General features: G+C 66.6%; 19 protein-coding genes. 2 read left to right on the forward strand and 17 right to left on the reverse strand.

The features are described 5' to 3' along the window. Nucleotides 1-14: 14 nt before the first annotated feature. The 11 genes from lpxB to frr all read right to left on the reverse strand — a co-directional run bounded on the left by lpxB (nucleotide 15) and on the right by frr (nucleotide 12,120). Nucleotides 15-1,202, reverse strand: coding sequence for a lipid-A-disaccharide synthase (gene lpxB, locus WFK61_RS24490; protein ID WP_336814667.1), 1,188 nt, complete (start codon nucleotides 1,200-1,202; stop codon nucleotides 15-17). Next, the gene (locus tag WFK61_RS24495; protein ID WP_336814668.1) at nucleotides 1,202-2,062 is read right to left on the reverse strand and encodes an LpxI family protein; all 861 of its coding nucleotides are present in this window, start codon (nucleotides 2,060-2,062) and stop codon (nucleotides 1,202-1,204) included. Before WFK61_RS24495 ends, lpxB begins: the two co-directional genes overlap by 1 nt. Continuing rightward, on the reverse strand, nucleotides 2,059-2,868 hold the full coding sequence (gene lpxA, locus WFK61_RS24500; protein WP_336814669.1) for an acyl-ACP--UDP-N-acetylglucosamine O-acyltransferase: 810 nt from the start codon (nucleotides 2,866-2,868) through the stop codon (nucleotides 2,059-2,061). Before lpxA ends, WFK61_RS24495 begins: the two co-directional genes overlap by 4 nt. A gap of 35 nt (nucleotides 2,869-2,903) precedes the next feature. Beyond that, nucleotides 2,904-3,362, reverse strand: coding sequence for a 3-hydroxyacyl-ACP dehydratase FabZ (fabZ, locus tag WFK61_RS24505; protein ID WP_336814670.1), 459 nt, complete (start codon nucleotides 3,360-3,362; stop codon nucleotides 2,904-2,906). A gap of 193 nt (nucleotides 3,363-3,555) precedes the next feature. Further along, nucleotides 3,556-4,617, reverse strand: coding sequence for a UDP-3-O-(3-hydroxymyristoyl)glucosamine N-acyltransferase (lpxD, locus tag WFK61_RS24510; RefSeq protein ID WP_336814671.1), 1,062 nt, complete (start codon nucleotides 4,615-4,617; stop codon nucleotides 3,556-3,558). 130 nt (nucleotides 4,618-4,747) lie between these two features. Beyond that, nucleotides 4,748-7,228, reverse strand: a complete 2,481-nt coding sequence (bamA, locus tag WFK61_RS24515; RefSeq protein WP_442896371.1) for an outer membrane protein assembly factor BamA — start codon at nucleotides 7,226-7,228, stop codon at nucleotides 4,748-4,750. Between the two features lie 216 nt (nucleotides 7,229-7,444). Next, the gene (gene rseP / locus WFK61_RS24520; protein ID WP_336814672.1) at nucleotides 7,445-8,593 is read right to left on the reverse strand and encodes an RIP metalloprotease RseP; all 1,149 of its coding nucleotides are present in this window, start codon (nucleotides 8,591-8,593) and stop codon (nucleotides 7,445-7,447) included. Nucleotides 8,594-8,727: 134 nt separating this feature from the next. Next, on the reverse strand, nucleotides 8,728-9,909 hold the full coding sequence (dxr, locus tag WFK61_RS24525; RefSeq protein WP_336814673.1) for a 1-deoxy-D-xylulose-5-phosphate reductoisomerase: 1,182 nt from the start codon (nucleotides 9,907-9,909) through the stop codon (nucleotides 8,728-8,730). A gap of 5 nt (nucleotides 9,910-9,914) precedes the next feature. Next, complete coding sequence (locus WFK61_RS24530) at nucleotides 9,915-10,742, reverse strand: phosphatidate cytidylyltransferase (RefSeq protein ID WP_336814674.1); 828 nt, start codon at nucleotides 10,740-10,742, stop codon at nucleotides 9,915-9,917. Next, a complete protein-coding gene (locus tag WFK61_RS24535) occupies nucleotides 10,739-11,497 on the reverse strand; it encodes an isoprenyl transferase (RefSeq protein WP_336814675.1) in 759 nt (252 codons plus the stop codon). Before WFK61_RS24535 ends, WFK61_RS24530 begins: the two co-directional genes overlap by 4 nt. A 59-nt stretch (nucleotides 11,498-11,556) precedes the next feature. Continuing rightward, a complete protein-coding gene (gene frr, locus WFK61_RS24540) occupies nucleotides 11,557-12,120 on the reverse strand; it encodes a ribosome recycling factor (RefSeq protein ID WP_336814676.1) in 564 nt (187 codons plus the stop codon). A 248-nt stretch (nucleotides 12,121-12,368) separates the two neighbouring features. Here frr and WFK61_RS24545 point away from each other — a divergent pair, with 248 nt between their 5' ends. Beyond that, nucleotides 12,369-12,782 (forward strand): VOC family protein, encoded by a 414-nt coding sequence (locus WFK61_RS24545; protein WP_336814677.1) that lies wholly within the window; start codon nucleotides 12,369-12,371, stop codon nucleotides 12,780-12,782. Nucleotides 12,783-12,792: 10 nt separating this feature from the next. Here WFK61_RS24545 and pyrH read toward each other — a convergent pair whose 3' ends face one another. The 4 genes from pyrH to WFK61_RS24565 form a co-directional block, all read right to left on the reverse strand. Continuing rightward, nucleotides 12,793-13,500: a UMP kinase gene (gene pyrH / locus WFK61_RS24550; RefSeq protein WP_265059236.1), complete on the reverse strand. Its 708-nt coding sequence runs from the start codon at nucleotides 13,498-13,500 to the stop codon at nucleotides 12,793-12,795. 164 nt (nucleotides 13,501-13,664) lie between these two features. Beyond that, complete coding sequence (tsf, locus tag WFK61_RS24555) at nucleotides 13,665-14,588, reverse strand: translation elongation factor Ts (protein ID WP_336814678.1); 924 nt, start codon at nucleotides 14,586-14,588, stop codon at nucleotides 13,665-13,667. Nucleotides 14,589-14,781: 193 nt separating this feature from the next. Beyond that, nucleotides 14,782-15,774, reverse strand: coding sequence for a 30S ribosomal protein S2 (locus WFK61_RS24560; protein ID WP_336814679.1), 993 nt, complete (start codon nucleotides 15,772-15,774; stop codon nucleotides 14,782-14,784). Nucleotides 15,775-16,024: 250 nt separating this feature from the next. Beyond that, nucleotides 16,025-16,417 (reverse strand): pore-forming ESAT-6 family protein, encoded by a 393-nt coding sequence (locus WFK61_RS24565; protein ID WP_336814680.1) that lies wholly within the window; start codon nucleotides 16,415-16,417, stop codon nucleotides 16,025-16,027. A 137-nt stretch (nucleotides 16,418-16,554) separates the two neighbouring features. Between WFK61_RS24565 and WFK61_RS24570 the strand changes: the two genes are divergently transcribed. After that, nucleotides 16,555-17,709 carry a GGDEF domain-containing protein gene (locus WFK61_RS24570; RefSeq protein WP_336814681.1) on the forward strand — a complete coding sequence of 385 codons (1,155 nt, stop codon included), beginning with the start codon at nucleotides 16,555-16,557 and terminating at the stop codon, nucleotides 17,707-17,709. A gap of 15 nt (nucleotides 17,710-17,724) precedes the next feature. Here the strand turns inward: WFK61_RS24570 and pncA are convergent, their stop codons facing one another. Then, complete coding sequence (gene pncA, locus WFK61_RS24575) at nucleotides 17,725-18,351, reverse strand: bifunctional nicotinamidase/pyrazinamidase (RefSeq protein ID WP_336814682.1); 627 nt, start codon at nucleotides 18,349-18,351, stop codon at nucleotides 17,725-17,727. Between the two features lie 11 nt (nucleotides 18,352-18,362). Continuing rightward, the gene (dnaE, locus tag WFK61_RS24580) at nucleotides 18,363-21,836 is read right to left on the reverse strand and encodes a DNA polymerase III subunit alpha (protein ID WP_336814683.1); all 3,474 of its coding nucleotides are present in this window, start codon (nucleotides 21,834-21,836) and stop codon (nucleotides 18,363-18,365) included. Nucleotides 21,837-22,549: the final 713 nt, after the last annotated feature.

Consider the following 22,549-nt stretch of genomic DNA (forward strand, 5'->3'; position numbering starts at 1 on the left):
GCCCGTAAGCCGGCTCAGGCCTGCGTCGCCTCGCGGCCGCTCCGCGAGGCGACCAGTTCGAGAGCCGCGGCAACCGCGTTCGCCGCCGGGCTCGGCCCGGCCGAGCGCATGATCGTCTCGACCTCGGCGAAGCCGTCGAGCTGTTCCTGACGCTTGCCGCCTTCGGCCATCGCGGCAAGCAGCTGGCCGCTCAGCGCGTCGGCGGTCGCCTCTTCCTGGATGAATTCGGGAACGACGCTCCGCCCGAGGATCAGGTTGGGCAGGATGACGCTCGGCAGCTTGACGAGGCGCCGCGCCAGGAAAGCCTCCCAGCCGGCGCCGCGATAAGCCGCGACGGTCGGTATCTGCGACAGGGCGAGCTCCAGCGTCACGGTCCCCGAGGCTGCCAGCGCGGCACGGGCTTCGCGGAACGCCGCGAGCTTGGCCGCTTCGCCGGTGACGATCTCCGGCTTGACGGACCAATGAGCCATCGCCTCGGCAATCATCGGCTGCAGCCGCTGCACGGCCGGCAACACGAAGCGCGCGCCCGGCGCCATTGCTGCGACCTTCGCGACCGTCTCGCCGAAAACCGGAATCAGGTGGTGGATCTCGGAGCGCCGGCTGCCGGGTAGCACGAGAATCGTTGGCTGCCCGGCATCGTCGCGACGGCGCTGCGCATCGGCGTCGGGGCGCATCTCGGCCAACCGCTCCATCAGCGGATGGCCGACATAGACAGTCTCGGGGCCATGCAGCCGCGCAAGCGCTGCCGGTTCGAACGGCAGCAGAGCCAGGATGCGGTCGACATGCGGCGCCATGCGGCGCGCCCGGCCGGAACGCCAGGCCCAGACGCTGGGGCAGACCCAGTGCACGATCGGGATGGAGGGCGCGCGTGCCCTCACCTTCTTTGCGACGCGCAGGCAGAAATCCGGGCTGTCGATCGTCAGCAGCAGGTCGGGCTGGAACGCGGCGATGCCGCGCGCCGCATCTTCCATCCGCCGCAGCAGCAAGGGCAGGCGCGCGATCACCGGGCCGAAGCCCATCACCGCGATATCGGTCTGGGGAAACAGCGTTTTGAGACCGGCCTCCGGCAGGCCGTGATCGCCCACGCCGCAAAGCTCGATCGGACGATCGCCCATGCGCTCGCGCAAGGCAGCGAGGAAGCGCAGCGCCAGGGCATCGCCTGAGGCCTCGCCCGCGATGATTGCCAGCCGGAAGGGCCGCATCAGGGAAAGCCCTCGACGAAGAGGCCCAGCTGATCCGCCTGCCGGCCCAGCGCTACGCGGTCGCCGACCAGAACCGCGCCGGCCCGGACGCCGATGCCGGAAAGCCCGGCTTCGGCGATGTTGCGCAACGTATCCGGGCCGATCGCCGGCATGTCGACGCGCAGGTCCTGCCCGGTCTTCGGCACCTTCACCAGAAAGCCGTCGCCCTTGCCGATCTTGAGCCGTCCGCGCGCCACCAGATCGGCCACGCGCCGGATCATCGCATCCGTGCCTTCGGCGGCCTCGATCGCGACCACGCGGTGATCGGCCAGGATCGCCGCCTGTCCGACATCGAAGGGCGAAAGCGTCGCCAGCAGCGAGAAGCCGCGCTCGAGCTCGGCCCGTTGCTCGGGATTGACCTGCTTGCGACCGAGCGCCCCCGTGGGCGCGGTCATCTCGGGCGCGATACCCGCCGGCCCATGGACGCGAAAGCCCTGCATCTCGAAGAAGCGGACGACGCCGCGCAGCAGGTGGTCGTCCCCGCCCTGAAAGGCTTTGGCGAAATGCGGCAGGTATTTCAGCGTCGAGACTTCCGGCCGCAGCGAGCCGAAGCTCGGCCGCGGCAAGGCGCCCAGCATGACGATATCGGCGATCCCCCGGCGGCGAAGCTCTTCGAGCAGGCTGCCGAGCTGACCCAGCCGGTATGTCTGGACATCCGCGCCCTCACCGAAGGACGCAGGATCGGCGGCGCCGTCGAGCGCCGCGATATAGGGCCGCTCGCCGCCCTCGGTCACGATGCGCGCGAGCTGGAGCGGGTAATCGCCGCTCCCCGCGATCATCGCGAGCGGGCCGCGCGCCGCTCCTTGCGGATTGGCGCTCACCGCTCCGCTGCGGCAGCATCCCGCGGCGTGCAGAGCGGCTTGCCGCCGCCTTCCCTGATGAAGTTCAGGATTTCTTCGATCAGCGGCTGCTTCGAGAACTCCGCCGCGACGTCCTCGACGCGCTCCGCCAGCGTGCCTTCGTCGGCGAAGAGCAGACGATAGGCGCGGCGCAACTCGTTGATCTGCTCGCGGCTGAAGTCGCGCCGCTTCAACCCGATCAAGTTGAGCCCGGCCAGGTGGCCGGGGTTGTCACGCACGAGGCCGAAGGGAATGACGTCGCTGGTAACACCGGCGCCACCACCGATGAAGGCATGGTCGCCGATCCGGATGAACTGCAACAGGCCGGCGCCGCCGCCGACGATGACGAAGTTGCCGACCGTGACATGGCCGGCGCACATCGCGTTGTTGGAGAACACGACATTATTGCCGATCTTGGAATCGTGCCCGACATGCGAGTTCGCCAGGAAGGCGCAGCGATTGCCGACGACGGTCTCCATGCCACCGCCCTCGGTGCCGGGATTCATCGTCACGCCCTCGCGGATGAGGCAATCCTCGCCGACCGAAAGGGTCGAGGGCTCGCCGCGGTATTTCAGGTCCTGCGGCGGATGGCCGATCGAGGCGAAGGGGAAGATGCGCGTGCGGGCACCGATCGTGGTGCGGCCGGCAACGACGGCATGGCTGACGAGCTCGACGCCTTCGCCGAGCACGACATCGGGGCCGACTTCGCAGAAAGGCCCGATCTTCACGCCCGCGCCCAGCCGGGCCTTCGGGTCGACCAGCGACATGGGGTGGATAGTAACGCTCATCGAGGCGCTGTCCTGATCCTGAACCGGCTCAACGCTCAAACGACCATCGCCGAGATTTCGGCTTCGGCCACGAGCACGCCATCGACGCGCGCCTCGCCGCGGTAGAAGAAGATATTGCGCTTGCGAGCGAGCTTGGTGAGGTGGAAGCGGATCTGGTCACCCGGCGTGACCGGCTTGCGGAACTTCGCCTTGTCGATCGTGGTGAAGAGGACGGTCTGGACCGCCTTCTCGTCCGGGCCACGCGCGTTGACGACCAGGACACCGGCCGTCTGGGCCATGGCCTCGATCATCAGAACGCCCGGAAACACCGGCCGCTCCGGGAAATGGCCGGTGAACTGCGGCTCGTTGACCGTCACGTTCTTGATGCCCACGCCGGACGTATCGCCGTCGATCTCGACGACGCGATCGACCAGCAGAAACGGATAACGATGTGGGATGCTGGCCATGATCTTCTGGATGTCGATCACACCCAGTGCCGTCGTCGCCTCGCTCATGGTCTGTCTTCTCCCGCGTGCCTTCGCCGGGCAGCGCCTTGCACTCATTTTAGTAACCGGAAGCAGGCAACGCCCCTGCAACCCGCCACGTTTTCAAAGCCTTCCGCCGCTTTGCCGGAAACGGAGCGGGTTCGGCAACAAAATTCTCAGCATTCGCGATAGAAAGCGCCGATCCGGCAGTGGAAACGCCGGGTCACTCCTGTGCTGCGCCGGGCTTCTTGCCGCGATTGGCGACCAGCGTCTTGAGCAGCGCCGTCTCGCGCGCCCAGCCGAGCGCGGGCTGGGCCGGATAGCCGCCATAGCGCGCGCCGCGCGGGACATCGCCGGCGACACCACTCTGCGCCGCGATCTGAGCGCCGGCGCCGATGACGAGATGACCGGCAAGCCCGACCTGGCCGCCGAGCACCACGAAATCCTCCAGCGTGGAAGAACCCGCGAGACCGGTCTGCGCGCAGATCACGCAATGGCGCCCGATCACGCAGTTATGGCCGATCTGGACGAGGTTATCGATCTTGGTGCCCTCACCGACCACCGTGTCACGGCTGGCGCCACGGTCGATCGTGCTGTTGGCGCCGATCTCGACATCGTCCTGGATGATGACGCGGCCGATCTGCGGCACCTTCATGTGCCCCTTCGGGCTCATCGCGAAACCGAAGCCGTCCTGCCCGATCCGGGCGCCGGGATGGATGATGACGCGGTTGCCGATCAGCGAGGCCTGGATCGTGCTGCCCGCCCCGATCGAGCAGTTGCGTCCGATCCGCACCTGCGGGCCGATGACGGCATGCGAGGCCACCACGGTGCCGGCGCCGATCTCGGCACCGGGGCCGATCACGGCGCCTGGATCGACCGTCACGCCCGCTTCGAGAACGGCAGTGGCATGGACGATCGCGCCGGGCGCGACGCCCTGCGAAGCGAAGATCGATTCAGGCCTCAGCGCGCTCGGGAAACAGCGCGCCATCACCTTCGCGAAGGCGTGGTAGGGCGCCGGCGAGATCAAGGCCACCGTACCGGCCGGAACGCGATCGGCGAAGCGCGGCGAAACCAGGCACAGGCCCGCCTTGGTCGCGGCGAGCGCCTCCGTGTATTTGGGATTGTCCATATAGGCGAGATCGGCCGGGCCGGCCGTTTCGAGGGCGGCGACGCCGTCGAGCTTGCGGGTCGGTTCGACACCGTCCGGCAAGGTTCCGCCTGAAATGCTTGCGACCTCGCCGAAGTCCAGCGAGGTCGCGAAGGGAAAGAAAACGGGCTCTGCCATGATCCGGTCCGAAACGGGCGGGATCGCCACACGCCCTGCGGACGCAAAACCGGCGATCGCCCCTGTTATCGCATCGGAGCCCCCGAAAAGCGGAAGCCGCTTTTCGGGCCGATGCTACACCCCACCTACGTCAGAAGCGGGTGCCGCCCGAGAAGCGGAAGGCCTGGAGACGGTCGCCGCCGTACTTGCCGACGATACCCGTCTGCGGGTTGGTGCCCCACTGACCGTCATCCTTGGTCAGAGCATAAGCGTAGTCGAACCGGATCGGTCCGAGCGGCGACTGCCAGAGCAAGCTGGCGCCCACCGACGAACGCAGGATGTTCTTGTCGCGGATACAGCCAATATTCGACTGGGCGCCGCCAGTGACGACGTTGTACTGGCGTGCCTCGGAACCGGCCGGGCAGTCGAAGGCCACCGACTTCGAGCCGCCGTCGTAGTTGAACAGCGTACCGGCATCGGCGAAGAGCGCGCCGCGCAGGCCGACATCGCGCGGCAGGCCCCAGATCGGGAACTGCACCTCGATGGTGCCGCCGAAATAGCTCGTACCGCCAACCGCGTTGGCCGTCGGATCGTTCAGCACGTCGCGCGGACCGATGCCGGAGGGCGCGAAACCACGCACCAGCGACGGGCCGAGGAAGTAGTGATCGACCATGCGCAGGTTGCCGCTGGTCGCCTGGACGTGACCGCCCTGGACGCGCAGGAAGCCGACGACGTCGTCGAAGATCTCGCGATAGTAGCGGGCATCGGCCGAGATGCGGAAGAACTTCGAATCGCCACCGAGACCGGCGAATTCCGGCTTCAGTTCAGCCATGAAACCGTTGCGCGGGTTCTGGTTGCTGTCGAGCGAGTTGTAGTTGAAGTTCAGGCCGACCAGCGAAGTCAGGGTCGTGCCCTGGGCTTCCTTGACCGCGACCGTCGCCTCGCCGTTGGTCACGCAGTTATACGGCGTGGTCGCGGGAGCGTTGAAATACGAACAGTCGTTATAGGGGCGGTTGATCTCGTTCGGGATATCGATCTCGGTCTGGTAGAGCGAGTACCGCGGCGTGATCGAGAACTCTTCCGTGATCGGGAAGGTGAAGCGCACCTGACCACCGGTCACGCGGCTCTCGAAACGGCCCGTATTGTAGTTGTCGTTGAACTTCGAGAACAGGTCGAAGCCGGCCGCCACGCGATAACCCAGGAAATAGGGCTCGGTGAACGAGAAATCGATGCCCTGCGTCCGTTCACCCATCGTGCCGGCGATGCGGACGAACTGGCCACGGCCCAGGAAATTCGATTCCGACAGCGAGATTTCGCCGATGACGCCGTCCGCGGTCGAGTAGCCGCCGGCAATCGAGAACGAGCCGGTCGCCTTGTCCTCGACATCGATATTGACGACCACGCGATCCGGAGCGGAGCCCGGCTCGTTGGTGATGCGGACCTTGCTGAAGAAGCCGAGATTGTTCAAGCGACGCTCGGCGCGATCGACCATGACCTTGTTATAGGCATCGCCTTCGCCGAGATCGAGCTCGCGGCGGACGACATAGTCACGCGTACGGGTGTTGCCGCGCACGTTGATGCGCTCGACATAGACCCGCGGGCCTTCATCGATGACATAGGTGATGCCGATCATGCGACCGGCGGCATCGCGATCGCCGCGCGGGCGAACCTGGGCGAAGGCATGGCCGCGGCGCGCCACTTCGGTGGTCAGCGCGACCAGCGACTTCTCGACCGCCTCGGCATTGTAGGTATCGCCCGTCGAAGTCGCGACATAGCGCTGCAGGGCCCCCGCGTCGACATCGCGCAGCGCGGAATCGACCGTGACATTGCCGACCTGATAGCGCTGGCCTTCCTCGACCTGGATGTCGACGACCCAACCGCCGGCCGCATCGTCGAAGCGGGCCGCGCTATTGGTGATCTGGAAATCGGCATAGCCGTTCTTCAGGTAGAAGCGGCGGATCAGGTCCATGTCGGAATTGATCCGGTCCGGATCATAGACGTCGGAGGTCTTGATCCAGCTCAGGAAGTTCGACTCCGTCGAGGTCATCAACCCGCGCAGACGCCCGGCCGAATAGGCCTGGTTGCCGGTGAAGTTGATCGACTTGATGCCGGTCTTGCCGCTCTCGTTGATGGTGAAGACGAGATCCTGGCGGCCGTTCGGCAGCGGCGCGAGGCGCGCGCTGACCGAAGACAGGCCGTAACCGACCCGCCGATAGGCCTCGCGCAGACGCTCCACGTCGGAATTCATCAGCGCCTGGCTGACCGGGGCGCCGGCGCGCGACTGCACGACCTGCGCCAGCTGGTCGCTCTTCAGCTTGCGATTGCCTTCGAAGGCGACGCGGTTGACCGTGCCGCCCTGCTCCTGGACGGAGACGACGATCTGCGAGCCGCGGCGGTTGACCTGAACATTGCTGAACAGACCGGTCGCCATCAGGCTTTCGCGAATCTCCTGCGTGTTCTCGCGGCCAGCCGCGTAGGAGCGGATCGTCTCCGCATCGACACGCCGGTTGCCGTGGACAACCACGGCCTGCGCGAACGCTACACCACCACTCACGGCCAGCATCAAAGCCGAAAGTCCGATCGATCGAGAGAGCCGCAGCTTGATCGTCCGGCTCTGTTGGGTCGACGTCATCGGGTCGCCTATTCCATCTCTCTGGTCACCACCCCAAGCGGGGACCACCATCTCACGACGGCAGCACGGGGACATTGCGGTTCAATCGCTTCTACAAAGTTTCCAGCAGGGTGCAAACCGCGATCATCGTTAATAAAGCGTTTTTAGAAATCTCGTTGCCGGAGGGCCACGCAACATGCCGTTTTTCCGCCGCAAAGCGTGGCGCCGCAAGCGGTTTCAGAGCATCCCGCGAACGTGGACGATATCGTTCCAGGTCACGAACAGCATCAGCATGAGCACCAGGGCGAGGCCGACCCGGAAACCGATTTCCTGCGCACGCGGGCTCAGCGGCCGGCCACGGAGCGCCTCGTAGAGATAGAACAGCAGGTGTCCGCCATCGAGCATCGGCACCGGCACGAGATTCATCAGGCCGATCGATACCGAAAGGATCGCGGCGAGGTTGATCAGCCCGAGCAGCCCGCCATTCGAGGCGACGATGCCCGAGACCTGCGCGATCCGAATCGGGCCCGAAAGCTGATCGGTCGATTCACGCCCCGTCAGCAGCTTGGCGAGGTAGTCGTAAGTCCGGGTCACGACGAACCAGGTCTCGACGAAACCGGCTTGGGTGGACTCCAGCAATCCGAATCGCTGGACCTTCCAGTCCTCCGGGCGCGGCGAGGCCCTGACGCCGATGACACCGATCCGCTGCGTGCCGAGCTGGGTCTTCATCTCCGTCAGGGTCGGCGTGACCGGCAAGGTCACCGTGCCGCCGTCGCGCTCGATCGAAATCTCGAGGCGCTCTTCGGGCCGGGTCGAGACGATGCGCTGCATGTCGGAGAAGCTGGCGACCTTCTGGCCGTCGATGGCGATCACGATGTCGCCCGTCTTCAGCCCGGCCTTTTCCGCCGCGCTGCCCGCGACCACCGCGTCGACGCGCGGGATCAGCACCTGCTTGCCGAAGAAGAAGGCCGAGCCGGCGAAGATCAGGATCGCCAGCAGGAAATTCGCGATCGGGCCGGCGGCGACGATCGCCGCCCGCTCGCCGAGGGACTGCGCCGGGAAGGAGCGCGCGCGCTCCTGCGCCGACATCCGGCTGACCGCGGCATCGTCAGGGGCGCTGGACGCATCGGCATCGCCGGAGAACTTGACGTAGCCGCCGAGCGGGATCAACGCGAAGCGCCAGCGCGTGCCATGCCGATCGTTGAAGCCGAATATCTCGCGGCCGAAGCCGATCGAGAAGGTCTTGACGTCGACGCCGCACCAGCGGCCGACCAGGAAATGCCCGAGTTCGTGGACGAAGACGACGATGGTGAGAACGAACAGGAACGGCAGCAGATAGCCGAGCACGAATTGCCCGGCGTTCCAGAGCGACGCTGCGAATTCCATGAAACTATTCCCCCAAGGGTCCTAGATCATCGCGTGTCCTATCGGACACAATCACGATGATCTAGCTGATTGGTGCTGCATCGGATTTGTCCGAAAAGTGGATTCCACTTTTCGGTCCGATGCAATGTCGGTCTTTAGGTGACAGTGAACCGTGCTTGCGACAAGAGCGAGGCGGCCCTCCGTCTCGAATCGTGGTCAATGGCGAGCGCCTCCGCGACATCGCCCGGAGCTTCCGATCCGCCGGGAGTGGCTGCGCAGACCACCTCCACCAGAGCCGCGATATCGGGAAAGCGGAGCCGCCCCTCCAAGAAGGCAGCGACCGCAACCTCGTTGGCGGCGTTGAGCACCGCAGGCATCGCTCCGCCTTCGCGCAAGGCGGCCATGGCGAGCCCCAATGCCGGGAACCGAACGAGATCGGGCCGTTCGAAAGAGAGCGGCGCGGCCAGAGCGAGGTCGAGGAAGCGTGGCGGCGGCGCGCCGAGGCGCCCGTCGATGCCGAGGCAATGCGCGGCGGCAACCCGCATGTCCGGCACCGCCATGCCGGCGCTGACCGAGCCGTCGCGGAAGGTCACCAGGCCGTGGACGATCTGCTGGGGATGGACGAGCACGTCGAGCTGGCCCGCCTGCAGGTCGAACAGGAAGCGGGCCTCGATCAGCTCCAGCCCCTTGTTCATCATGCTGGCGGAATCGATCGTGATCTTGGCGCCCATCGCATAGTTCGGGTGCTTCAGCGCCTGATCAGGCGTCGCCGCCGCGATCTGCTCGGCGCTCCAGGTCCGAAACGGCCCGCCCGAGGCTGTCAGCGTCATGCTCCGGACCGACGAGAGCGGCTCGCTACCGAGCACCTGAAACAGGGCGTTATGCTCGGAATCGAGCGGCAGCAGGCGGGCGCCGACCTCGGCCGCCCGCGCCATCACCGCCGCCCCGGCACAGACCAGGCTCTCCTTGTTGGCGAGCGCGATCGTCCGTCCCGGCTGAAGCGCGGCGAAGGTCGCCTCCAGCCCAGCCGCACCCGAGATCGCGCTGACGACGATATCGGCCGGCCGGTCGACCGCTTCCAGCACCGCGGAGCGCCCTGCTCCATTCGCGATTCCGGTGCCGGACAGCGCCTGCTTCAGCGCCTCGCCGCCAGCCGCGTCAGCGAGCGCGGCGAAGGATGCGCCAACCTCGATCGCGGTCCGGGCGAGCGCCTGCGCATCCCGGCCACCGACCACTGTCGCGATCGAGAGCCGCTCGGGATTCTCGGCGACGATATCGCGGACCGAACGTCCGACGGAGCCGGTCGCTCCCAGAAGCGTGACGCTGCGCAGGGGCATCGGGATCAGACGTTGAGATGCAGGGCGAAGAGCGCGAAGCCGGCGAGCACCAGCACCGCCCAATAGCCGTCGAGCCGATCGAGGAAACCGCCATGGCCGGGGATGAGCTTGCTCGAATCCTTGGCGTCGAAGCGGCGCTTGAGGGAGGATTCGAACAGATCGCCCGCCTGGCTGACGATAGAGCCCGCGAGCGAGGCGGCGACGACCGGCCCGGCCGCCGTCACGCCCTGCAGCGAAGGCATCAGGCGCCAGACGAGATAGCCGCCGACCATGCCGGCGACGGCGCCGCCGATCGCGCCCGACCAGGTCTTCTTCGGGCTCACCGCCGGCATCAGCTTCGGTCCGCCGAGCTTGCGGCCGGTGAAATAGGCGGCGATGTCGGTCAGCCAGACGACCGCGAAGCTCCACAGGATCAGGGCGAGCCCGATCCCCGGGAGATCGCGCAAGGCCGGCGTGACCAGCGCGAAGGCGAGCGCATAGGCGACGCCGCAGAGTTCAAGCGCCAGCCGCGAGCGGACGAAAGGCGTCGCAAGCGCACCAAGGAGCGCTGCCGCTGCCGCGGTGCCCGCGAGCGCGGCGGGGCTTGCCGGGGAGTAGGTCAGCGCAAGGCCGGCGACGACCACGCCGATACCGGCAGGGATCGCATTGCCGCGGCCGATGATCGCCAGCCATTCGTAGGCGACGAGCCCGGCAACGAGAATCCAGACCAGCCGGAACGGCCAGCCGCCCCAGAGCGTGACGAGCAGGATCAGCGCGCCAAGCACCAGCGCCGATGCGACCCTGAGCTTCAGCTCCGAGTTGGCGCGCGGCGCGGAGGGAGACGGCGCATTCACGCGACGCCCACGCTGCGATCGGAGGGCGTGGACAATCCGCCGAAGCGGCGGTCGCGCTGGCGATACTGCGCGAGCGCGTCCTCGAAAGCGGCGCGGTCGAAATCGGGCCACATCACCGGGGCGAAGATGAACTCGGCATAAGCCGCCTGCCAGAGCAGGAAGTTCGATATGCGGGTCTCGCCCGAGGTCCGGATCACCAATTCGGGATCGGGAATGTCGTGGGTGTCGAGCTGGCCGGCGATCGCGGCCTCGTCGATCGCGGCCGGATCGATCCGCCCGGCCGCAGCCTCGGCCGCCAGCCGGCGCGTCGCGCGGATGATCTCGTCGCGGGAGCCGTAATTGAAGGCGATCACCAGCACGAGCCCGGTATTGTTGCGCGTGCTGGTTTCGGCATGCTCGACGAGGCGGCGCAGATCGGCCGCCAGATCGTCGCGGCTGCCGATGATCCGCACCCGGACATTGGCGGCGGAAAGCTCGGCAAGATCCTTCTCGACGAAATGCTTGAGCAGCCCCATCAGGAAGGAGACTTCCGCATAGGGGCGGCGCCAGTTCTCGGTCGAGAAGCTGTAGAGCGTCAGATACCGAATGCCGAGATCGCCGGCATTGCGCACCGTACGGCGCAGCGCCTCCAGCCCGCGGCGATGGCCCTCCTGCCGCGGCAGCCCGCGCATCTGCGCCCAGCGCCCGTTGCCGTCCATGATGATGGCGACATGGGCCGGGTTGGACACATCTGCGTCGCGCTGACCGGATGACATGCGGATGAGCCTCGCTCGGCCTCGGCCGAAGGAGCGCGGGATATCTCCCGCGCGGGACGTCAGACGTGCAGGATTTCCTTTTCCTTCGCCGCAAGCGCCTGGTCGATCTCGGCGATGTGCTGGTCGGTCGCCTTCTGGACGAGGTCGGAATTGCGCGCGGCGTCGTCCTTGGTCATGTCGCCGTCCTTCTCCAGCTTCTTGACCACGTCGATGCCGTCGCGGCGGACATGGCGCACGGAAATCTTGGCCTCCTCGGCATATTTATGCGCGACCTTGACCATCTCCTTGCGGCGCTGCTCGTTCAGCTCGGGGATGCGGATGCGCAGGACCTGGCCTTCCGTCTGCGGGTTGAGGCCGAGATCGGATTCGCGCACCGCCTTGTCGACGGCATTGACCATCGAGCGGTCCCAGACCTGAACGCTGAGCAGGCGCGGCTCCGGCACGGAGACCGTGGCGAGCTGGCTCAGCGGGGTGCGAGCGCCATAGGCCTCGACCATGATCGGGTCGAGCATGTTAGCGGAGGCGCGGCCGGAGCGCAGCGAGGCGAGATCGCCCTTGAAGGACTGCACCGCACCGGCCATGCGGCGCTTGATGTCGGCGAGGTCGAACGTCGTCTGGGCCATTTCAATCGGGACCTTGCAGGTAATTCAAAATCGGCGAGACCATGGCGGGGCGGCCGCGCAGGGTCAAGATTGACATGTTCGAACAGCATTTTCCCCTGCGATGAGCAAGGGAAAAGCGTCGATGCGGGCAGATCATGGCCGGCTGGCGGCGCAAGCCGCTGGTTCGCGGCCCATGGATGCCCATCTCATCCTAGAGACCAGCCCGCCCGCCGGCCAGCACCGGCCGCAAGGAACCGTGGAGAAAAGACGTGCCTCGCCTCAACCGCATCGTCGAGACCGCGCTCTATGTCGACGATCTCGACCGCGCCCGCACCTTCTACGAGGACAAGCTCGGCCTCGCGCCGCTGCTCAAGACGAAGACGCTCTTCGCCTATGATGTCGGCGGCGCGAACGTGCTGCTGCTGTTCCAGCGCGGCGCCTCGCTGCAGACGCAAGCCTCGGCGGGAGGCACCATCCCCCCGCATGACGGCAGCGGGCCGCTCCACATCGCCTTCGCGATCGATGCCGATGGCCTCCCGGCCTGGGAGGCCCGGCTGAAGGAACTCGACATCGCCATCGAAGGGCGGATGCAATGGGAGCGCGGCGGCACGAGCCTGTATTTCCGCGATCCGGACGGGCATCTCCTCGAACTGACGACGCCCGGCCTGTGGAAGACCTATTGAGGCAAGCGCCTCAAGGCGTGACGTAGGTCGCCCTGCCCTCGCCGCGCAGGACGGCTGCCAGCATACCGGGCTCGGCGATCGAGAAGACCACGATGGTCAGGCTCGCGTCGCGGGCGAGCGCGAAGGCGGCCGTGTCCATCACCTTGAGGTCGCGCTTGATCGCGTCCTCATGGGTCAGCGTGTCGTAGCGGGTCGCGGTCGGGTCCTTCTTCGGATCGGCGCTATAGACGCCGTCGACCTGCGTCGCCTTGAGGAGATGGCTGCAGCCGAGCTCGGCCGCGCGCAGCGCAGCACCCGTGTCGGTGGTGAAATACGGGTTGCCTGTGCCGCCGCCGAGGATGACGACCTTGCCGTTGCTGAGATGGTCGAGCGCGCGCTTGCGGGCATAGCTCTCGCAGAGCGAGGGCATCGGCACCGCCGACATGGCGCGGGCCGGGGCGCCGGCCGCCTCGATCGAATGCTCCAGCGCCAGCGCGTTCATGACCGTGCCGAGCATGCCGATCGAATCGGCGGTCGTGCGGTCGAGCCCCTTGTTCAGGCCCTGGACGCCGCGGAAGAAGTTGCCGCCGCCGACGACGATGCCGATCTCGACGCCCTCGCGCGAGGCATGGGCGATATCGGCCGCGAGCGCCGTCAGCGTGACGCCGTCGAGCCCGTTTCCGACAGGGCCGGCCAGAGCTTCACCAGAGAGCTTCACGAGAACGCGTTGGGGTCTCATCGATGTCTCTCCGTCTAGCTGGGGGCCGGCCGCGATTCGACGCAACCCTATCTTCCTACAAAAAAGGCCGCGCGATGCGCGGCCTTTCTGTCATTCTTGTCTTACCGCATTTTCTTCACGCGAACCGGTATCCACTTCGCTCGAAAATGCTTTGGCGGAGTTTGTCAGCCCGTGGTGCCGCCGGCGGCAGCGACCTCGGCCGCGAAGTCCTGCTCTTCCTTCTCGATGCCCTCGCCGAGCGCGAAGCGGGCGAAGCCGGTGAGCTTCACGGGAGCGCCGACCTTGCCCTCGATCTCCTTGAGGACCTGCGAGACCGACTTGGAGCCGTCATGGATATAGGCCTGCTCGAGCAGGCAATATTCCTTGGCATAGCTCTTCAGACCGCTCTCGGTGATCTTGGCGAGGACGTGCTCGGGCTTGCCGGCATTCTTCTCGGCCAGGATCGCCTTCTCGCGCTCCAGGACTTCCGGGGCGACCGAAGCGAGGTCGAGAGCGACCGGGTTGGTCGCGGCGACATGCATGGCGAGCTGGCGGCCGAGCGCGGCGAGTTCATCCGACTTAGCCGTCGACTCGAGCGCGACGATGACGCCGATCTTGCCGAGGCCCTCAGTGATCGCGCCGTGGACATAGGAGCCGATCACGCCCGAGGAGACCTTGAGCGAGGCGACGCGGCGCAACGTCATGTTCTCGCCGATCGTGGCGATGGCGTTGGCGATGGCGTCCTGCACCGAGCCGCCGCCCGGATAGTGATGGCCGAGCAGCGCCTCGACGTCGCCGCCGCGCTCCAGCGCGACATCGGCGATGGTCTTGGCGAGCGCCTGGAATTCCGGATTGCGCGCGACGAAGTCGGTCTCGGAGTTGACCTCGACGACGACGCCTTCATTGCCCTGCACGGTAACGGCGACGAGGCCCTCGGCGGCGACGCGGCCGGCCTTCTTGGCGGCCTTCGACAGGCCCTTGGCGCGCAGCCAGTCCACGGCGGCTTCCATGTTGCCGTCGGTCGCCGAGAGGGCGGTCTTACAATCCATCATGCCCGCGCCGGTCTTGTCGCGGAGTTCCTTCACCATCGCGGCGGTGATCGCTGCCATCTGTCTTGTCCTTGCTGTCGGTGCGGCGCGGGCCCGGAGGCCGGCCGCGGATCGGAGTGATGCGGACGCCTGCATGGGGAAACGCCGACGCTCCGTTTCCGGCCGTCGGCGCGTCCTCTTAACGTCTAGAAGCCGGCGTCAATCGAGAGGCCCGATTGCGACGCGCCGATGACGCGCCGCAATCGCAACCGAATTACGCGTCGGCGAGGTCGCGAGCCTGGGCGACCCAGCCCTCGCGGTCGATCTTGCCGCCGAGCTTCAGGTCGTGGTCGATCTTGGTCACGTCGGCCGGGGTCATCGCAGCGATCTGCCAGAAGTGGTAGATGCCGCCGTCGTTCAGCTTCTGGACCGCGTCCGGGCCCATGCCCGAGAGCTTGGTCAGGTCGTCCGGAGCGCCACGCGGGGTGGTCAGCGTCTCGAAGGCGCCCGAAGCGGTCTCGAGAGCTTCCTCGACGACCGGCGCCTCGGCGGCGCCGACATCGATGCCCTGGTCGCCCGAGGCGCGGCCGATGCCGTCGATCGCCGAGCGGGCGATCAGATCGCAATAGAGCTGGATGGCGCGGCCGGCGTCGTCATTGGCCGGGACCGGGAAGGTGATGCCGTCCGGATCCGAGTTCGAGTCGACGATCGCGGCGACCGGGATGCCGAGGCGCTGAGCCTCCTTGATCGCCAGCTGCTCCTTGTTGGTGTCGATCACGAAGATCATGTCCGGCGTGCCACCCATGTCCTTGATGCCGCCCAGAGCCTTCTCGAGCTTGTCGCGCTCACGCGACAGCATCAGGCGCTCTTTCTTGGTCAGGCCGGTGCCGCCGCCGTTGAGCAGCTCGTCGACCTTGCGCAGGCGCTGGATCGAAGCCGAGATGGTCTTCCAGTTGGTCAGCATGCCGCCGAGCCAGCGGGAGTTGACGTAATACTGGGCCGAACGCTTGGCGGCATCGGCGATGGCGTCCTGCGCCTGGCGCTTGGTGCCGACGAAGAGGACGCGGCCGCCACGGGCGACGGTGTCCGACACGGCCTGCAGGGCGCGGTGCAGCATCGGCACCGACTGCGACAGGTCGAGGATGTGGATGTTATTGCGGACGCCGAAGATGTACGGGGACATCTTGGGGTTCCAGCGATGGGCCTGGTGGCCGAAATGGGCGCCGGCCTCGAGGAGCTGGCGCATGGAGAAATCAGGCAGAGCCATGGTGTTCTAGTCCTTCCGGTTGAACCTCTGGAGCGCGAATGAACAGGGCATGAGCTGCCGCGTCACCGGAACGCCTCGGGAGATCGAGGCGATGCACTCCATGTGGGATGGGCTGCGCCTTACAGGGGATGGCGCCGTATTGCAAGCCGCCTGGGCCGGGAAAGCCGGATGCGCGGCATGATGAGGCCCATGCGGATACCGCATGGGCCCATCCACAACTATCCCCCCGGCAGAATGCCGGGCCTAAGCCTTATTGCGGCAGCTTGGCGCCCATCTGCTTCACGAGATCGCCGATCTGCTTGCAATAGCTCGCCGGCGTGCCGTTCATCGCCTTGGCGATCGCCTCGATGTTCTGCTCCATGCCCATGGCCGAGATCGTGCCCTTGCGGCCGGCGGCTTCGGCGGCATCGCCGCCGCTGACATCGGCCGGCACCGGGATCATCGCGATCAGCTTCTTCTGGACATCGGCCGCGGCCGTGTCGGTGAAGCCCTTGTCGGCGCAATAGCCGAGAATGCCGAGCTGATTGCGGGCCGCCTGATAGGCGACCTTGAGCTGATCGGCCTGGGTCTGGGCGAAGGACGGGGCCACGGAGCCCAAAAATGCAACCGCAGTGGCGGCCATCAACGACTTATAAAAGGTCATGGGGAATATCCTCAGGCTATCATGTTCTCAAGCATGCCAAGATGCTCTCCCCCCCACCGTCACCTGCCTAGCGCGTGCGGCCGGGTCGAACAACCCGGGTCGCCCCGACAGGACGGCGATCGGAGGCCGGATTCGGCGTGACCCTCGACCTGAGAACCATCTTCGTCACCGGCGCGCTGACCTGCTTCATCATCGGCGCGCTGCAATTGATGACCTTCGCCACCGGCCGCTTCACCCGCAGCCCGGTCTGGTGGGGCGTCAGCAGTCTGTGCATCGGCGCCGGCCTGCTCGGCGCGGCCTTCCGCGGCACGATTCCCGATATCGTCTCGATCGAATTCGCCAACACCATCATGCTGGCCGGCTGCTTGCTGCTGCTCTTCGGCATCCGCAATTTCGCCGGCCGCGAGCTCAACTGGTTCGGCTTCGGTGTGGTGCTCCTGGGCATCTGGGCTCTGCTCGCACTCTCGCCGGGAACGGAGGGCTATTCGACGCGCGTCATGGTCGTGGCGACGGTGATGGCGCTCTGCGACGCCGCGATCGTGCGCGAAGCCGTCCGGCTCGGCCGGCAGGAGCGCTTGCGTTCGGCCTGGCTTCTGGCTGCGCTGTTCATGCCCACCGTGGTGATCTATGCCGGGCGCATCACACTGGCGGCGCTGGATCAGGTCGGCACGACGCTTTTCCCCACCGATTCGGGAGCGACAGGCTGGCTCGCCGCGACCGGCGTCGCCTTCGTCATCCTGAGAGGCCAGGCGCTGCTGCTACTAGCGGCCGAACGCAGCAACCGGATTCTGGCGACGCTCGCCCGGCGCGACCCGCTGACCGGGGCGATGAACCGCTCCGGTCTCGAACAGTGGCTGGCGCGGCAGGCGCGCGGCGAGCAGCGGGCCGCGCTCCTGCTCATCGACATCGACCATTTCAAGCAGCTCAACGACACGCTCGGCCACGCCGAGGGCGACCGTATCCTGCGCCTCTTCGCCACCGCCGTGCAGGAGCAGTTGCGCAGCACCGACATCCTGGCCCGGCAAGGCGGCGACGAATTCGCGATCATCCTGCCCGATATCGGCGTCCGGGAAGCTGTGCGGGTGGCGGAGCGCCTGCGCGGCGCCTTCCGCGACAAGGTCTCCGATCTCGCCGAGATCGGGCTGCAGCCGACGCTCAGCATCGGCGTGGCCGAGGTCGCGCTCGGCGGGCGCGAGCTCGACGACCTTCTGGTCGAGGCCGACGAAGCGCTCTACCGCGCCAAGCGGCTCGGACGCGATCGCGTCCAGGCCCAGCTCAAGCCGGCGGCCTGAAACCGGGCTCAGGCCTCAGGGCATCAGGGTCGCGGCCGAGACCCGCTCGATCCCGGCTGCGGCCATCTCGGCCCAGGCCCGATCGAGCGAGCCGTCGAGATCGATCGCGCGGCAGGCATCCTCGACGACGATGGTCTCGAAACCGGCGCGCGCGGCATCCTGCGCCGTCCAGCTAACGCAGAAATCCGTCGCGAGCCCGGCAATGACGACCTTCGCGATGCCGCGCTCGCACAGATAGCCCTCCAGTCCCGTCCGCGTCTGGCGATCAGCCTCGATAAAGCCCGAATAGCTGTCGATGCCCTGACGATAGCCCTTGCGGATCACCGCCTCGGCATGAGGCAGATCGAGCCCGGCATGGAAGGCGGCGCCCGCCGTACCCTGCACGCAATGATCCGGCCAGAGCACCTGCGGGCCATAGGCCAGCTCGACCATCTCGAAGGGCTTGCGACCGGGGTGACTGGAGGCGAAGGAGGCGTGGCCGGCCAGATGCCAGTCCTGCGTCAGCACGACATGGCGAAAGCGGCGTCCGAGCGCGTTGACGATCGGCACGACCGCGTCGCCATCCGGCACGGCAAGGCTGCCGCCCGGACAGAAATCGTTCTGGACGTCGACGACGAGCAGCACGGTCCGGTCGTCGGCCATCGGCTCAGCTCCTATTGCAGCCGGACATCGACCACGCCAGGCGCAGCCCGCACGGCATTGGCGATCTGCTGGTTGACCGGGAACTTGCCGGGCAATTCGATCTCGACCTCCTGGGCACCGTCATCGATGATCATGATGATCGAGACCTTGCCCTCGGCACGCGTCGCCTCGCGCGGGCGGATGCGCTCGGCAACCGAGGCCACCGCCTTGTCGTCGCGCAGATAGACGACGAGATCCTGCTTCTGGCGCGCCGCGAGCCCGTCCAGTTCCTCTGCATCCTCGATGCGCGGGCGCACCTCTTCGCCGTCGAGCACGGCCGACAGCCGGAGCACCAGCGCCCTGCCTGGCTCCAGCAGGTCGCGCAGCTTCATCAGCCCTTCCGAGAACAGCACAGCCTCGAACTGACCGCTCGGATCGGAGAGGTTAACGATGCCCATCTTGGAGCCCGACTTGGTGCGCCGTTCCGACTTGTCGATGACGGAGACCGCGACCTTGCCGACGCCGGTGCCATTGACGCGCACGGTCTGGGCGAAATCGGCATAGCGCTGCACCCGCAGGCGCTTCAGCACATGCTCGTAATCGTCGAGCGGGTGGCCGGAGAGGAAGAAGCCGACCGCCTCGTGCTCGCGCTTGAGCTTCTCGGCCGGAGCCCAGGGCTCGACCTGCGGGATGCGGAAGGCCTCCTGCACCACGCCGCCGCCGAGCAGGTCGAACTGGCCGGCTGCCGCCTCGTCGCGGGTGCGGTTGGAAAGCGCCAGCATGCCGTCGAGCGCAGCGACCGCGCGGGCGCGATCCGCCTCCAGCTCATCGAGCGCGCCGGCGGCAATCAGCGCTTCCAGCGTGCGGCGATTGACCAGCCTTGTGTCGATGCGGCGGGCGAGATCGGCGAGATCGCGGAACGGGCCATTGGCCTGCCGCGCCGCCACCAGCGATTCCACCGCCGCCGTGCCAACGCCCTTGATGGCGCCGAGCGCGTAGAAGATCTTGCCGTCGGCCACGTCGAACTCGACGCCGGACTGGTTGATCGCCGGCCGCTCGACCTTGATGCCGAGCCGCTCGGCATCGCGGCGGAATTCCGAGAGCTTGTCGGTATTGCCCATGTCGAGCGTCATCGACGCCGCGAGGAACTCGACCGGGTAATTCGCCTTGAGATAGGCGGTCTGGAAGGCGACGATGGCATAGGCCGCCGCGTGGCTCTTGTTGAAGCCGTAATCGGCGAACTTCGCCAGCAGATCGAAAATCTCGGAGGCGATGTCCTTCTTGATGCCGCCCTCGATCGCGCCCTTCACGAAGCGGTCGCGCTGGGCGTCCATCTCCGCCTTGATCTTCTTGCCCATGGCGCGGCGCAGCAGGTCCGCCTCACCGAGCGAATAGCCCGAGAGCGCCTGCGCCACCTGCATCACCTGCTCCTGGTAGACGATGATGCCGTGGGTCTCGCGCAGATAGGGCTCCATTCCGGGATGGAGATAGGTCGGGTCTTCCAGCCCGAGCTTGCGGCGGCAATAGGTCGGGATGTTGTCCATCGGGCCCGGCCGGTAGAGCGCCACCAGCGCGATCAGGTCCTCGATCCGGTCGGCCTTCATCTCGACCAGCGCCTTGCGCATGCCGACCGATTCCACCTGGAACACGCCGACCGTCTCGCCGCGCGCCAGCATGGCGTAGGTGGTCGGGTCGTCGAAAGGCAGTTGCGCCAGATCGATCTGGATATCGCGCTGGGCGATGAGCTTCACCGCGGTCGTCAGCGTGGTCAGCGTCTTCAGGCCGAGGAAGTCGAACTTCACCAGTCCGGCCTGCTCGACCCATTTCATGTTGAACTGGGTGACGCGCATGCCGGTGCGCGGATCGACCGAGAGCGCGACGAGCTGCTCGAGCGGCCGATCGCCGATCACCACGCCTGCGGCGTGGGTCGAAGCATGGCGATGAAGCCCTTCCAGCTTCTGGCCAATTTCGAGCAGGCGCGCGACGATCGGCTCCTCCTCCGCCGCCTGCTGCAGCTTGGGTTCGCCCTCGATCGCATCCTTCAGCGAGATCGGCTTGGCCGGGTTCTGCGGCACGAGCTTGGTCAGCTTGTCGACCTGGCCATAGGGCATTTCCAGCACGCGGCCGACGTCGCGCAGCACGCCGCGGGCGAGCAGCGTGCCGAAGGTGATGATCTGGGCGACGCGCTCCTGGCCGTAATGGTGCTTGACGTAGTCGATCACCTCTTCTCGCCGGTTCTGGCAGAAGTCGATGTCGAAGTCGGGCATCGAGACGCGGTCTGGATTGAGGAAGCGCTCGAAGAGCAGGCCGAAGCGCAGCGGATCGACATCGGTGATGGTCAGCGCATAGGCGACGAGCGAGCCCGCGCCCGAGCCGCGGCCCGGACCGACCGGAATGTCATGGTTCTTTGCCCATTTGATGAAGTCCGAGACGATCAGGAAGTAGCCCGGGAACTTCATCCGCGTGATGATCGAGAGCTCGAAATCGAGCCTCTTCTCGTAATCCTCGACGGTGAAGCCGTCGGCCGGGCCGTGCTTGTCGAGGCGTGCGGAGAGGCCGGCGCGGGCCTGATCCTGAAGCTCCTCGGCCTCGTCGCGACCTTCCTCGCCGAAGCGCGGCAGGATCGGCTTGCGGGTCGAGACGCGCCAGTGGCAGCGCATCGCGATCTCGACCGTGTTCGCCAGCGCCTCCGGCAGGTCGGCGAAGCGCTTCTTCATCTCGGCGCGCGAGGCGAAGTAATGCTCCGGCGAGACGCGCCGGCGCGTACCGTCCGAGACGAGGCGGCCTTCCGCCACTGCCAGCAGCGCGTCATGCGCGTCGAAATCGGCCGGCTTGGCGAAGAAGGGCTCGTTGGTCGCGACGATCGGCAGATCGGCGTCGTAGGCGAGGCGCAGGAGGTGGGCTTCCCGCGCCGCCTCGCCGTCGCCGCCATGGCGCTGGATCTCGACATAGAGCCGATCGCCATAGATGCCGGCGAGCGTCGCGAGGCGTGAAGCGGCCTGCGGAAGCTGGCCGAGGCGGATGGCGACGTCGATCGGCCCGCCCTGCCCGCCGGTCAGCGCGACCAGGCCGGAATGATAGGCGGCGAGGCGCTCGATCGTGGTCACGGGCTGGCCGGAACCGCCGGTCGCCAGCGCCGCCTCGCTGACGAGCTTCATCAGGTTGCCGTAGCCGGCCTCGTCCATGGCGAGCAGGACGATATGCGGCAGGCGCTGCGGCTGCGCCGGTTTGCGGCTGCCCTCGCCCTCATCGGCGAAATCGACGGAGAGCTGCACGCCGACGATCGGCTGCAGGCCGGAGCCCGCCAGCTTCTCCGAGAATTCGAGGCCGCCGAAAAGATTGTCGGTATCGGTCAGTGCCAGGGCCGGCTGGCCGTCGGCCACCGCCATCTTGGCGAGCGTCGCGATCGTCATCGCGCCTTCGAGCAGCGAATAGCTCGAATGGACATGCAGGTGGACGAAGCCGATCTCCTGGAGAACGCGCGCCTCGCCAGCTTCCCTGCTCATGTCCCACTCCTGTCGCCGCACAGGCGACTCGTCCGCACCCGATCCTTCTTATGCGTCCTGGGCGAGGCCGTCGTCGAGGCCTTGAGCCTCCATCTGTGGATGGCTCCTGCCGTCTTCAGACATGCGGGCCGGAGAGGATCGCTGCCCAGAGCCAGATCATGCCGAGGAAGACGCCGAGCGAGGCGATCTCGGCAAGGCCGGCGGCGAATTTACGCGCTGCAGTCATGAGAACCTCCTGTGTTCGCGATAAGTTCATATTAGTTCACTATTTGTTCTCGTCAATGTCGATAGGGAAGCGGGCCGTGCGAACCGGGCGCAACGGTTAATGAAATCCTACCGACGATTCGATGCAGAGGCTGGCGATCAGTGGAGCCGCGTTGGGATATCCCCATCCGTCATGGTCGGGCTTGTCCCGACCATCCACGTCTTCGCCGGTTGAAGATCGTATTCAAGACATGGATGCTCGCCACAAGGGCGAGCATGACGGCAACCGCATCGTTCCTGTCACAACCACCATTGTCATTCCGGGGCGCGCCACAGGCGCGAACCCGGAACCCACGACTGGGTGAAACATCAAGTGTTCGGCTGCGATGGCTCACCCAGTCGTGGGTTCCGGGTTCTTCGCTTTGCGAAGCCCCGGAATTGTCTGTTTGAGTTTTGGTATTGTTGTGTGGTTCCGCGGAAGCGGTATGCCTGGTCCGGCTGGCCGGCCG

Source organism: Allobosea sp. MMO-172, from assembly GCF_037147855.1.
In the GTDB taxonomy this organism is placed as follows: Bacteria; Pseudomonadota; Alphaproteobacteria; order Rhizobiales; family Beijerinckiaceae; genus Allobosea.

Coding starts and splice junctions, on each gene's coding strand:
- lpxB (WP_336814667.1), bottom strand. CDS start 1,202: ATGCGGCCCTTCCGGCTGGCAATCATCGCGGGCGAGGCCTCAGGCGAT.
- lpxA (WP_336814669.1), bottom strand. CDS start 2,868: ATGAGCGTTACTATCCACCCCATGTCGCTGGTCGACCCGAAGGCCCGG.
- fabZ (WP_336814670.1), bottom strand. CDS start 3,362: ATGAGCGAGGCGACGACGGCACTGGGTGTGATCGACATCCAGAAGATC.
- lpxD (WP_336814671.1), bottom strand. CDS start 4,617: ATGGCAGAGCCCGTTTTCTTTCCCTTCGCGACCTCGCTGGACTTCGGC.
- bamA (WP_442896371.1), bottom strand. CDS start 7,228: ATGACGTCGACCCAACAGAGCCGGACGATCAAGCTGCGGCTCTCTCGA.
- rseP (WP_336814672.1), bottom strand. CDS start 8,593: ATGGAATTCGCAGCGTCGCTCTGGAACGCCGGGCAATTCGTGCTCGGC.
- dxr (WP_336814673.1), bottom strand. CDS start 9,909: ATGCCCCTGCGCAGCGTCACGCTTCTGGGAGCGACCGGCTCCGTCGGA.
- WFK61_RS24535 (WP_336814675.1), bottom strand. CDS start 11,497: ATGTCATCCGGTCAGCGCGACGCAGATGTGTCCAACCCGGCCCATGTC.
- frr (WP_336814676.1), bottom strand. CDS start 12,120: ATGGCCCAGACGACGTTCGACCTCGCCGACATCAAGCGCCGCATGGCC.
- pyrH (WP_265059236.1), bottom strand. CDS start 13,500: ATGAGACCCCAACGCGTTCTCGTGAAGCTCTCTGGTGAAGCTCTGGCC.
- tsf (WP_336814678.1), bottom strand. CDS start 14,588: ATGGCAGCGATCACCGCCGCGATGGTGAAGGAACTCCGCGACAAGACC.
- WFK61_RS24560 (WP_336814679.1), bottom strand. CDS start 15,774: ATGGCTCTGCCTGATTTCTCCATGCGCCAGCTCCTCGAGGCCGGCGCC.
- WFK61_RS24565 (WP_336814680.1), bottom strand. CDS start 16,417: ATGACCTTTTATAAGTCGTTGATGGCCGCCACTGCGGTTGCATTTTTG.
- pncA (WP_336814682.1), bottom strand. CDS start 18,351: ATGGCCGACGACCGGACCGTGCTGCTCGTCGTCGACGTCCAGAACGAT.
- dnaE (WP_336814683.1), bottom strand. CDS start 21,836: ATGAGCAGGGAAGCTGGCGAGGCGCGCGTTCTCCAGGAGATCGGCTTC.